The following is a 12,544-nucleotide window of genomic DNA, read 5'->3' as shown; positions in this document are numbered from 1 at the left end:
CGAAGTTTTTAAAACTTCGTAAGTCTGTTATGCTCAGTAAGCCTTACCTCCCAAACTTTATCCAAACAAAATACCCAACCCAAAGCAGGATATTAGAGTAAACCCCCGCCAGCACATCATCCATCATCACGCCCAGTCCGCCGCCCAGATCTTCCATTTTGCGTACGCCAAGTGGCTTAACAATATCAAAAAAGCGGAATAATACCAAACCAGCCAGCAGGAAATAGAAATTAGGAGGAATAAAGAGCATAGCGATGAGCATCCCTGCCACCTCGTCGATCACTACGCGCGAGCTATCTTCACCCCATTCAGGCTCAACCTTGTTGCCTGCGTATACGCCGAGGGCGGTAATAAATATGGTAATGGCCAGCAAATACCAGGGGTTTTGCAGCGCCGGGCTTTGCCAAAGCAGCCAGATAAATCCGCAGGTTACAATAGCCGCATAAGTACCCCCGCCTTTTAAAAAGCCGATGCCAAATATGGAGGCTATGGTTTTGTTTAAGAACATGATTTAATTAATATCTTCTAAAATTCCCTCCCCCGGGAGGGGTGTGATGGCTTGTGTAGTGGCAGGGAGGGGTTTCTTCATCATGCCTGTTCGTTGGCATGGTGAAGAAACCCCTCCCTACACCCTCCCAGGGGAGAGAATCGCACAAGCCTTGGCTTTTATTTCTGTGTTTTTAACTGCCTACTGCAAACTAAAAACCGCCAACTGAACTACTGTTTATCCAAAACATCCTCTGCTGCTTCTGCAACTTCAGGCTCAATTGTATGCCTTTTTGGGAAGTTGAACAGCAACGAGGTTAATACCGGGATAATGAATATAGCTACAGTAAATACTGATGTAAAAATATCCGCGCTTTCGCCTTCCATCAGTTTGGAGAAACCGGCTTCCGGGTAGAAGTGTACGTATAGTGATGATGCCAGTTTGATACCCAATACACCGATAACGATAAACGCCACAGTTTCCAGGAACGTGAATTTTTCCATCAGCTTCACAAAAGCCTGCGCCACAAAACGCATGGCCAGGATGCCGATGAATACGCCGATATAGATCAGCATTTTATGATCGGTAAAAGCTACTGCCGCAAACACGTTATCGATAGAGAAAGCAAGGTCCATGAGTTCTACCAGTGCAATGGTTGCCCAAAGCTGCCCGATAACACCAACGGTTGATTTGTAAAGCCAGTTTTGCGTTTTATCAACGCTTTCATCTTCACCATCTCCGCTGGCTTCCTTTATTTTGCCTTTAAAGTAGTTAAAGCAAAGGTAAATAAGGTACAAACCGCCAAGTGGTTTTAACCACCAAACAGATACCAGCCAGGCTGCCAAAAACAAGCACACGCCACGTAGCACATAAGCACCGATGATACCGTAACGCAAAGCTTTTTTGCGCTGGTGCGGTGGCAGATCGAGCACCATGGTGGCCAATACGGCAGCATTATCTACAGAAAGCAGGCTTTCGATAACTATCAGGTTTAAAATGATCAAAACGCCGGCCTTCAGGTCGGGGCCAAGCAGGTAGTGTAAAAACTCCATAAAAATTATTTATATGATATCGGTGTTAAGCATTGATTTTAATATGTTGGCCTGTACGTCAATTTCGCTGATGTTTTGCAGAAAATTGATGTCGTTAAGCTTTTTATAATTCTCGGCCAGCAGGCTTTTAATTTCGGCCGGCATGTGCGCTTTCATGGCTACCACATCGCTTTGCAGTTTGTTGGTTTTATCCTGCAGTTCGTGCATCAGCCGCTCCTTGCGCGATAGGTTGTTGGTACGGTCAATCCCGTCCAGTTTATCTACATCGCAAAATATGAATAAATTATTGGCAGGCGAAAATAAAAAATGCCTGTCTTCATCCAGCAGTTTATAAACTTCAAGCACCAGGTTACTTGCCTTTAATCCGCAATAAAACTCCGTACGGAACTCATGTTTGTTCAGGATCCCCATCAATTTACGCTGAATGGTGGCATAGGTATTATGATAGGTATCGTTGTAATTATATTGAATCAGCTCAGAATAAAGCTCGGGACTGATATTGAAAAAAAAATCAGGCGCATACCGTAAACTGAATGCGTTGATGTTTTTAGAAAACGGATAATCGGCCGAGTTATCCGAAAGTACCTGGTAAAGTTTACGCAGCGACAGGTTGATCTTTAAAGCCTGGCGTTGCTGATCGATTTTGAAACTTTGCTCGCTAAGCTGGTTATCATCCATCTTATCGATCATCTCACGGGTGAGATCGATCTCATCAAAAACCAAACTTACGTTGGCCTCATTGTTCTTTTTAATCTTCCTTAACAGATCGACCAGGCTGGCCGTAAACTGCAGATGAAAAAGCTCAAGCTTGTTGATATCCAGCTCGGGGTTGGTTTCAAAAAGCTTGTGGATAACCTGGGTACGCAGGTAGATCTTATAGATCAGTTCATCCTCAAAAAAAACCGAAAGCAGCTGAAGCTTGCTCAGCATCCTGTTAGATTCGTTAAGAATATTTAACCTGTTTTCATCCATCAACGTGCGGTACCCAATTATTTAACTGTAAAAATACAAATTTATGGGATTGAATGTTTGAGGGGTAGGAGAGAAGTACATGTACAAAAAACGTCATTGCGAGGAACGAAGCAATCGCGAACTGTACAGAGCGGACCTGCTTCCGTGCGATTGCTTCGTTCCTCGCAATGACGAGTCTTTTAGCCCTCTCCTTCAGGGGAGGGTTGGGTGGGGCTTAACTCACATTCGTTACCGTTTTCTTCAACTCTGTTTCCAGGTTTTGAAGTTCGGTATTTAGTGTGCGGCGGTTGGCGGTGCCTTCGTCGTGGATGCGTTTTACCTCGGTAAGGGTTTCGATGAGTGATGAAGTAGTGCGTTTAAGCGTATCCAATGATACTACGGTTTTTTCATTTTCGCGGGCTACTTCAATACTGTTTTGTTTCAGCATTTCGGCATTCTTTTGCAAAATGGTGTTGGTAGTATCCGAAATCTTTTTCTGCATCTCCACGTTTTCCTTTTGGCGGTGCAGGGCAACGGCAATGGTTAACTGGTTTTTCCAAACCGGGATGGTGGTTGATACGATGGACTGCGCTTTCTCGGCAATAGTAGTATTGTTATTTTGCACCACGCGGATCTGTGCCAGCGATTGCAGCATAATAAAGCGAACTACTTTCAAATCGGCCAGGCGTTTATCCAAACGGGTAACAAAATCGCGCAGATCGGCAATTTCATAATCCTGGTAGCCTGTTGGGTTACCGTCCATTACGGCCAGTTTTTCGTTAAGTTCGTTGTATTTGATCTGGCCTGCAATAATCAGGTCTTCCATTTGCTTAATGTAGGTAACATTGCTATCAAACATGGTTTGCAGCGAGCTGTTATCCTTCAGCGAGTTTACCCTGCCGGCTTTAATTTTATTGGTGATCTTATCAATATTGTTCACCACGGTATCATACTTCTGGAAAAGCTTTTTGGCATCAACCACCAGCTTTTTCATAAAAGGGATATGCGATATGAATGATGAGAAGGCGTTTTGATTAAGCTCATCAACATCAATATAATTCAGCTCGGTAAGCAGCTCATTGATCAAACCACCAACCTCGCCCGAGTTATAGGTACGTACCGAGGTAAGGAAGTTGTTACTGTATTTCTCCATCGAGCCCTGCAGTTCAACCCCATAGTTCAGTATTGAGTTAACATCGGCAGGGTTAATGTCCTTGCTCATGTCGTTATACTTTTGCAGATCCTGTGCAGGAATAACGTCAAGGTTTACATTACCTTGTTTATCTACCTTCATAGGTACATTGCTGCCTTGCGGTGCCGCCGCCGCCGCCGGGATCTCCAAATTGGATGGAGTAATAAGCGGTGGTATATTTAGATTTAAATCATCATTAAGCGGTGTGTTTTCCATTGTCGTAATTGATTAATAATTGTGATGACAAATAGCGCCCGGGTAAACGGGCGTTGGTATTACCTATAAATAAGTTGCTGTTACGGTTTTAACAGTTTCTTCCAACTTGCGGTCGCGGGTTGGTTCGCCAATGGCGTTAAATTTCCATTCGCCGTTCTTTTTGTAAAACACGCCCATTACCATGGATACATGACCCGCAAAATCTTTGCTGTGCGCAATATCATAAGTGGCGAAAATTTCATTGACACTTTTGGGCGTACCTTCATAAATGCGGATAGATGCAAACGGAATAGTGCCAAAATCCTGCCCGCGGAAGCTGTTCAATACAAAAGCCACATAGCTAACCGTTGGGCTAAGGGTAGCAAAATCAACTGTAATTACCTCATTATCTAAACCATCGTTACCGGCCATATCGCCTGTAAGGTCATCACCGCTGTGTTTTACCGCACGATCTTTAGAGCGCAGGTTGCCAAAATAAACTACATCAATAAGTTTCTTGCCTTCGTCATATAAAATACAGCTGGCATCAAGGTCAACCGCTTCTTTGGTTGAACCGAAACCAAACAGGCCCTTTTTTTCAATAGCGCCCCAGTTTATACCAACGCATACGTTTTGCAGCTTGCTGCCATTGCTTTTTTCAAGGCTGATGCGCTGCCCTTTTTGAAGATTGATTGCCATACTTATTAGTTGTATTTGGTTAAATAATCCTGCAAACCGCCTTTCATGCCCGCGCCTACAGCTTCAAATTTCCAGTTGTTATCTTTTTTGTAGATACGGCCAAACTCAACGGCGGTTTCTATCGAAAAATCTTCTTCCAGTTCGTATTTAAGGATATCAGTATTAGTCGCGGCATCAAAAATGCGTACGAAAGAGTTGCGCACCTGCCCAAAATTCTGGCGGCGGGTTTCAGCTTCGTGAATGGTTACCACGATGCAGATCTCGGTTACGCGCGGGTCGATCTTCGACAAATCTACTATGATCTGCTCATCATCACCATCGCCGGCGCCGGTAAGGTTATCGCCGGTATGCTCAACAGCGCCATCCGGAGATTTGGGGTTGTTGTAGAAAACGAAAAACTCGTCGGCAGGTAATTTCTTGTTATCGCCTAAAATAAATACCGAAGCATCAAGATCAAATGCCGAACCGGTTGATGAATTATTGGTGTCCCAGCCAAGGCCTACAGTAAATTTAGGAGCATTAATTGCCTCCCGCTGGCCTTTTTGCAAGTTAATTGCCATGTTTAATTAATTTATGGTTGTGTGTTAATAGGTTCTGTTTAATAAAGTTAAGGTTATCGGCATAGGCATCAATGGTATGATAGCCATTGCCCAAAGCCATATCATATAGCAAGTTTATGAATTTGCTGCTTTGATCCTGTATAAAAATGCAAAAACTTTCGTGCTCGTAGTTCAGTATGTATTTTACTATACGGGTGTTAACGCAAAAATTATCGGCCTTGATGATATCATTAAGGTGGAAGATATTTTTTACATGGTGATAGTTCAGGAAATTCTCAATGTTGGGATGAATGTTTTTGTTCACCAGTTCGGAAAAGTACAGCATGTAAATATCGTTCTGTAAGCCATATTCAGCCACCATTTTCATAATCATGCGTTCGTGGCTGCCTGTAATTTTGATATCATCCAAAAACAGCAAGGTTTTGCCCGTCAAAAAATCCTTATCAATGTGAAACGAATCGTTACCAATCAGTTTCAGCCTTTGCTCGGCGTTCAGCGCGCCATAGTCTTCTTTGTAAGTTATGGTACGGTGTACTTTTGTTTCCTGCACCACGGGGTAACCACGTTCGGCCAGCCAGCGGTTAAGGCCACAAACAAAGTGATTTTTCATGGCGAAGGTAGCCGTAGGAATAAACGAGTATGGGCTTGATATTACCACCATTTGCTGCCCTACAGGCTGTTTGCTTAGCTGCTCTCGGATAAATCCCTCAGCCAGATCTGCACCAAACGAGCGCGATACATTGCCATCGCCAAATTTAAAGCGACTGTAATCGTCGGCATCGAAGCCAAAATGCGTTGCGCTGTTAATGTGGTGTAATGAATACGTTGCTTTCATAAGCTTAGCAGGCTTAGTATTGATGTATTGTTTGAGTTGATCAGGTGGCTTTTCAACCCCGCAGCATTGGCCCCTTCAATATCGGCCTTTGGGTTATCACCTATGTGGATAATGTTTTCGGGCTTTATTTGTTTGGTTTTATTGCAATCCTTAACGTTTTGTATCATCAGGTTAAATAAGGTTTGGTTAGGTTTCGACATGCCTTCCTCGTCCGAATACAGCTGGAAACTGAAAAAATCATGCAGGCCTAAGTTAACCATTACTTTTCTTAAAGTTTTGCCCTTAATAAAACCTGTATTGCTTAAAATACTAAGGGTGCAGTCGCCTTTTTGTTTTAGAGCATGCAAAACATCAATTGTTACAGGTGAGTAAACTACCGGCAGGTAATAGAACAGCAGTTTTTCCATATCAAGGTACAGCTTATCCACATCAACACCGGTAAGCGGGTACTGGTTATCATTGATCATGGCAATCACCATCAGGTACATTTCGTCGGCATCGATGTTTTTACCCGTGCGCTCGTTCACGGCATTACACATCAAATCAACCTGGCGAAAAACCCTTGCAACATCATCAATACTTTTACCCGCGGGATTAAAATCGCGGTGGAAAATTTTAGTGCGTTCGACCTTGAAAAATGGGTTTGATTTGATCAGTGTGAGCCACAGATCAAATGAATAGTGGTGGAGCATGTAATTTTTGGTAGATGTGATATTTTCTGAGCAATAATTAACCACCACGTCATTGCGAGGTACGAAGCAATCCCCAATTAGTAGAGCAGCTATGCAAGTCCGCCCTGTATAGTTTGGTATTGCTTCGTATCTCGCAATGACGTGGTTGAGTATTTTTTGACTTGGTGAGGCGTTTATTAATACGATTTCAATATCTCCACAAAAGTATCCGTCATATGCGGCTCGCCTATTGCCCTGAATTTCCAGGTACCATCCTTACGGTACACCTCGGCAAAGGTCATCGAACACATACCATTGTAAGTTGAATCGCCCGAAAGGCTAAACTTCGCTATCTCTTTACCATGGTTATCAACCGCACGGATAAAGGCGTTTTCGATCATGCCAAAGTGCTGGTTGTTTTTGCGGCCCTGATAAATAGTTACCAGGAACAGGATGCGATCATATTTAGGGTCGAGGGCATCAAGCTTTACAATGATCTGCTCATCATCGCCATCGCCCGCGCCGGTGCGGTTATCGCCGGTGAGCCAGATATTGCCCGATGGATGGCGCTGTGAATTAAAGTAAACCACATCGCCCTCAAACATATTGATGGTGCGACCATTTGATGCTTGTTTAGCATAACCGCGGTTAGCCACCTTGCCGTTTTTATCTAACAAAAAAGCGATGGCATCCAGATCATACTCGGCCTCCTCGGCACCGCCGCTAAACAGTTTGCCTAAAAAGCCGCCGCCGTGGGTTTTACGTACATCCCAGCCTAAACCAATAGTAACCGACGAAAGATCAAAGCTTTCGCCTTTGTCGTTTTTACGAAGATCAATGGTTTGACCTTTTACCAGATTGATTGCCATTGCCTTATTTAATTATTTGTCCTTTAAAATATTTACCTAAAAAGAAGGCCAGGTCTTCTTTGTAACCCACGCCCGATGCCTCAAATTTCCAGGCACCACCGCGTTTGTACAGCCTGCCAAATTCGATAGCTGTTTCGATAGAAAAATCTTCGCCCAGTTCATACTTACAAACTTCAGATCCTGTTTGATCGTCCAGGATCCGGATGTATGAATCACGTACCTGCCCGAAGTTTTGACGGCGGGCCTGTGCTTCGTGAATGGTAACCACAAACAGGATCTCCTGGATGCGGGCGTCAACTCTGGTTAAATCAACCATGATGGACTCATCATCGCCACCTGCGCTGTTGCCGCCGGTTGGGTCATCGCCGGTATGATGTACCGATTGCTCGGGCGAATCGACGTTATTATAGAACACAAAAAATTCATCCTGCGGAACCAACCTGTTGGCATCGATCATGATGGCCGATACATCCAGATCGAAATCATAACCTGTACCTTCGTTAGGGTTCCAGCCCAAACCAACTGTCATTTTTGAAAGGCCGATATCTATCTTTTGCCCTTTTTGTAAATTAATAGCCATTGTAGTAATGTTATTTTTGATAAACCTGTATCACCTTTTGGGTTTTTGCGCGGCGTTGCAGGTATGGCCGGGTATAAACCGGATGTTAAACATTTAATCTAAGTTAGATGTTTTATTGAGAGTAGTATTGTAAAATTGTTTACACGATATTGAGACTACTGTTGTGGCGGGATGTTACAGGTTTTGAGGTAGAATATCTTTGTGATTGTTTAAGCTCGTGAAGGCGCAAAGCCGCAAAGTTTTTTGAGGTGGATAGTTTGAGAGTTTTAAGTTCGCAAAGGGGCAAAGCCGCAAAGTACTAATCTCTGTTCTCCAATCACTAATCTCTTAATTTTAAGCTCGCAAAGGCGCAAAGCCGCAAAGTTTTTTGAGGTGGATAGTTTGAGAGTTTTAAGCACGCAAAGAGGCTGAGACGCAAAGTACTAATCTCTGTTCTCCAATCACTAATCTCTTAATTTTAAGCTCGCAAAGGCGCAAAGCCGCAAAGTTTTTTGAGGTGGATAGTTTGAGAGTTTTAAGCACGCAAAGAGGCTGAGACGCAAAGTACTAATCTCTGTTCTCCAATCACTAATCTCTTAATTTTAAGCTCGCAAAGGCGCAAAGCCGCAAAGTTTTTTGAGTTGGATAGTTTGAGAGTTTTAAGCACGCAAAGAGGCTGAAACGCAAAGTACTAATCTCTGTTCTCCAATCACTAATCTCTTAATTTTAAGCTCGCAAAGGCGCAAAGTTGCAAAGTTTTTTGAGGTGGATAGTTTGAGAGTTTTAAGCACGCAAAGAGGCTGAGACGCAAAGTACTAATCTCTGTTCTCCAATCACTAATCTCTTAATTTTAAACTCGCAAAGGCGCAAAGTTTTTTTGAGGTAGATAGTTGAGAATTTAAGCACGCAAAGTACTAATCTCTGTTCTCCAATCACTAATCTCTGAATCGCCCCTTTGCGAGTGATACCCCCTATAATTACTTTAATACCGGAATATTGATATAGCTACTGTTAAGCCATTTGATATGCAAAGGAATTTTAGCATCCTTTATACTTTCGTCGCTCACGGGTTTACCGGTGCCGTAATTGATCTGCTCGAAAGGGCTTTTGTTGACATTGAGTACGATAACAATTCTGCTGCCTTTGTTTAACCGCCGGGCGGTAATGTAGGTATTGCTGAAAGGTATGGTTTCTGTTTTTCCCGGAGTTAACAGCCTGCGTTTTTCTGTACTTGTGGCGTAGCTGGCCCGGCCCATAAAGTACGACAGGAAAAAATATTTGCCATCGGGCATTTGCTCAAACAGCACCACATGGTAATCCATGTCTTTTTTGTTGATAATAGTTTTCAGCAGACCCGAAAATGCACCGCTGATGGTTAGGGGTTTGGTTAGCACGTCGCTTTTAAAAACCAATCCGCTGGTGTTGATGCTATCATAAATCAACTGGTTTTCGAAATAGTAGCTGCTGATGTCGTTCCGGTTGGCAAAATCAATTTTTTGTGGCATGGATGTTTGCTTTTTAGGTTTGATAGCTGCGAGATGATTGTTATTTAGATAAAACTTTAGGGTGTCATTGCTCATTTGTTTTAATGAGGGCACATGCTGCCATTGGTTGCTGCCCATCACCTCAAAATTGAACCTGTTTTTAAGGATAGCCGGTTTGGGTTTATTTTTAAAGATGTAATCAAACCACTGGTAAATAATTTCGTGGATGTTTATCCTGGCTGCATCATCAATCCGGTAGCCATTATATACCGTATCCGGGTGACTTTGCGAACCGAAGTGGCCATAAGGGCCAATCAACACATATTGATCGGCTTTGGGGTTATATTTGGCCAGCTCGCGGTAGTAGTACATTCCGCCAATCTGCCCGCCGTCATAATAGCCGGTGGTAGATAGGATGGGGATGTTGATGTGTGCAAAATCGCTTTTATAGGGGATCATATCCTGCCAGTACTTATCGTAAGCCGGATGTGTCACCCAGTGCTGAAACATAGTATTTGTGCCTCTGCCTGTTAAGCTGTCGAGGCTGTGGTAGGGCAGGCCCTGGTTATACCAGTTCCAATACAATTGATTCCATTGGGGGCCGTTGTAATCTTTTTCGTCAAGGAATTTATTGTTGGCGATATAGTACGTCCACGAAAATACAAAGCTCATCTGTACATTGTTGGTCATGGGTACATCAAGGCCGGGTGCTACCGCCGCCGAGGGCACAATGGTTTTTAATGCCGGATGCAGTTTTTTGGTGGCTGCCCATTGGGTAAAGCCATTATAGCTACCGCCATACATACCCACCCGACCATCGCTCCATGGTTGTTTGCTTATCCAGTCTATCACATCATAAGCGTCGCGGCCATCGGTTTCGTAGGCTAAAATATCACCGGCGCTGTTCCACTTGCCGCGGGAGTAGGCCATAACGCCAATGTAGCCACGATCGGCAGCTTCCTGTATTTTTAACGTATCGGTACGGCGGGCGTAAATGGTAAACTGGAAAATGGTTGGAAGTTTTTGGGTTGCACCTTTTTTGCGGGCTACAATTACGGTAACAGATGCCCCATCCCGGGTTTTTAATAATATGCTGTCGCGGATGTAGGTTCCTGTGCTGGGTTTGTTTTGTGCCGATGCCGGCTTGCCAAAAATAAGGCATAGCAATAGCAGGGAGAATATTTTTCTCATCATTTTTAAGGATTAATACGTGTGTATGATTTTATTTAGTGGCCACCCAAAGTTTAAATTTTACCGATTGTCTTTCCGAAACTTCGAGCACATTGCCCGTGCTTAGTGTTATAGTTAAACGGTTGCCAGCCGGCGCATTAACCGCGTTAACAAACTTCCTGTTAATGATCTGTGCCCGGTTAATCCTGAAAAACATTTCGGCATTTAATTTATCCTCCAACTGGTTGAGCGAGCTTTTTAGAAACACGTTTTTATCACCATAAAAAATGCGGGCATAATTATCCATCGATTCGATGAGGTGAACCGAACTCCATTGCACCAGGTGGTATTGCTGCCTGTCTTTCACAAAAATCTGTCCGGCGTTATCTGCGTTGTTAAGCTTTTGCCTGGCCTGCATTATGGCCTTTTCAAAACGCTCCTCACGGATGGGTTTTACCAGGTAATCGAGCGCGCTGATGTCAAAAGCTTTTACCGCATACTGATCATAAGCGGTGGTAAATATTACCGGCGGCACATGGTCCATCGTTTCAAGCAAATCAAAGCCCGATCTTTCTGGCATCTGGATATCTAAAAACAGCAGATCGGGCATCCGGGCGATCATCAGGTTTTGCGCTTCGTCGGCATTAGCAGCTTCGGATATGATCTCAAAATCGGGATAGCCGGTAAGCAAACGCCTTATCTCGCTACGTGCGGCGCGCTCATCATCAACAATCATCACTTTTATCTTTTTCATACCAGTGGGATTTTGATGGTTGCGGTTACTGTGTTTTTAGCCTCGCCAATGGTAAAACCGGCTTTGCCTTTGTAATGTAACTGCAGGCGTTCATTTAAATTTTGGATGCCTAAGCCATGTTCGCCTTGGGGCATTAAACAGCCAGTGTTGCTCACCACTATCATTAAGCAACTATTACCGGCAACAATGGCTATGCTGATAAGGCCGCCCTGTTTTCGTTGGGCTATGCCGTGTTTAATGGCATTTTCAACAAGCGTTTGGATACTTAAACGTGGAATAAGGACTGTTTGAAATTCATCGGGCGGGCCAATAGTATAGCTAAGGCGTTCTTCCAATCGCAGTTTTTCAAGTTCGAGGTAGTCCTTTACCAGTTCAAGCTCTTCATTTATGGTGATGAGTTGCCTGTCGCCTTTGTAAAGTGAGTTGCGCAGCAAATCAGCCAGCAGATCGACAGCTCTCCTGGCCGATTTGGGATCATCAATAATTAAAGCCTTGATGTTATTTAACGAATTGAACAGAAAATGCGGGTTAAGCTGGGCCGAAAGGTTATTAAGCTGCATTTCGCGGGCGGTTAAGGCCAGCCGCGAGTTTTCCTTTACAGCATTAATTTCGCGGCGCGAGTAATGGTATAAATGATAAGCCAGCAGCCAGATAGCCATTAACCGGATGCCGGCCATAAATACGGGCAACCAATTGGAACTAAAAGTATCTGAAAACGACAGCATGTAATGAGGGAAGTACAATACCCTTAGATAATATACTTTAAGTATAGTTACCCCCAGATAAATCAGGCCCAGTATTAATACGGATGGTATAAGCCTTATTATTAAAGGATAAAAATCCAGATTTTTCCAGCCCCGCTTTGATACGATATTGCGATAGCTGTGCGTAATCAGGATGTAAATAATTACATCGGTAACAAACATCAGCCCCGCAAACAACCAATCGAAACGGTACCCGTTATAACCCGCCAGGCCCCAGTAAACCGCCGCAAGCGACCAGCCAATGAGCTGGCATTTCCAGTATAATGATATGGTTATCTGCTGTTTCAATTTTTTTGTTACTG

13 protein-coding genes are annotated in these 12,544 nt (G+C 43.7%); all 13 read right to left on the bottom strand.

What is annotated here, in order from left to right; translation table 11 throughout:
- Positions 1-43: 43 nt before the first annotated feature.
- The 13 genes from HYN43_RS22405 to HYN43_RS22345 all read right to left on the bottom strand — a co-directional run bounded on the left by HYN43_RS22405 (position 44) and on the right by HYN43_RS22345 (position 12,530).
- Positions 44-508: a phosphatidylglycerophosphatase A family protein gene (locus tag HYN43_RS22405; RefSeq protein WP_119406161.1), complete on the bottom strand. Its 465-nt coding sequence runs from the start codon at positions 506-508 to the stop codon at positions 44-46.
- Positions 509-717: 209 nt separating this feature from the next.
- Entirely contained in the window at positions 718-1,539 is an 822-nt protein-coding gene (locus HYN43_RS22400; protein ID WP_119406160.1) for a TerC family protein, read from the bottom strand.
- A 9-nt stretch (positions 1,540-1,548) separates the two neighbouring features.
- The gene (locus HYN43_RS22395) at positions 1,549-2,511 is read right to left on the bottom strand and encodes a hypothetical protein (RefSeq protein ID WP_119406159.1); all 963 of its coding nucleotides are present in this window, start codon (positions 2,509-2,511) and stop codon (positions 1,549-1,551) included.
- A 214-nt stretch (positions 2,512-2,725) separates the two neighbouring features.
- Complete coding sequence (locus HYN43_RS22390) at positions 2,726-3,898, bottom strand: toxic anion resistance protein (RefSeq protein WP_119406158.1); 1,173 nt, start codon at positions 3,896-3,898, stop codon at positions 2,726-2,728.
- Positions 3,899-3,961: 63 nt separating this feature from the next.
- A complete protein-coding gene (locus HYN43_RS22385) occupies positions 3,962-4,576 on the bottom strand; it encodes a TerD family protein (protein WP_119406157.1) in 615 nt (204 codons plus the stop codon).
- A 5-nt stretch (positions 4,577-4,581) separates the two neighbouring features.
- On the bottom strand, positions 4,582-5,136 hold the full coding sequence (locus HYN43_RS22380) for a TerD family protein (RefSeq protein WP_119406156.1): 555 nt from the start codon (positions 5,134-5,136) through the stop codon (positions 4,582-4,584).
- Positions 5,126-5,971 (bottom strand): phosphoribosyltransferase family protein, encoded by an 846-nt coding sequence (locus HYN43_RS22375; RefSeq protein WP_119406155.1) that lies wholly within the window; start codon positions 5,969-5,971, stop codon positions 5,126-5,128. Before HYN43_RS22375 ends, HYN43_RS22380 begins: the two co-directional genes overlap by 11 nt.
- Positions 5,968-6,663, bottom strand: coding sequence for an HAD family hydrolase (locus HYN43_RS22370; RefSeq protein ID WP_119406154.1), 696 nt, complete (start codon positions 6,661-6,663; stop codon positions 5,968-5,970). Before HYN43_RS22370 ends, HYN43_RS22375 begins: the two co-directional genes overlap by 4 nt.
- Positions 6,664-6,839: 176 nt before the next feature.
- The gene (locus HYN43_RS22365) at positions 6,840-7,511 is read right to left on the bottom strand and encodes a TerD family protein (protein ID WP_119406153.1); all 672 of its coding nucleotides are present in this window, start codon (positions 7,509-7,511) and stop codon (positions 6,840-6,842) included.
- 4 nt (positions 7,512-7,515) lie between these two features.
- On the bottom strand, positions 7,516-8,091 hold the full coding sequence (locus HYN43_RS22360; protein ID WP_119406152.1) for a TerD family protein: 576 nt from the start codon (positions 8,089-8,091) through the stop codon (positions 7,516-7,518).
- A 956-nt stretch (positions 8,092-9,047) separates the two neighbouring features.
- Positions 9,048-10,748 carry a CocE/NonD family hydrolase gene (locus HYN43_RS22355; RefSeq protein ID WP_119406151.1) on the bottom strand — a complete coding sequence of 567 codons (1,701 nt, stop codon included), beginning with the start codon at positions 10,746-10,748 and terminating at the stop codon, positions 9,048-9,050.
- Between the two features lie 28 nt (positions 10,749-10,776).
- Positions 10,777-11,478 carry a LytR/AlgR family response regulator transcription factor gene (locus HYN43_RS22350; protein WP_119406150.1) on the bottom strand — a complete coding sequence of 234 codons (702 nt, stop codon included), beginning with the start codon at positions 11,476-11,478 and terminating at the stop codon, positions 10,777-10,779.
- Entirely contained in the window at positions 11,475-12,530 is a 1,056-nt protein-coding gene (locus HYN43_RS22345) for a sensor histidine kinase (protein ID WP_162996585.1), read from the bottom strand. The genes HYN43_RS22350 and HYN43_RS22345 overlap by 4 nt, the downstream gene beginning before the upstream one ends.
- Positions 12,531-12,544: the final 14 nt, after the last annotated feature.

This window comes from Mucilaginibacter celer (assembly GCF_003576455.2).
Classification (GTDB): Bacteria; Bacteroidota; Bacteroidia; order Sphingobacteriales; family Sphingobacteriaceae; genus Mucilaginibacter; species Mucilaginibacter celer.
The sequence above is the reverse complement of the archived record's forward strand: the minus strand, read 5'-3'. Positions and strand labels throughout refer to the sequence as shown.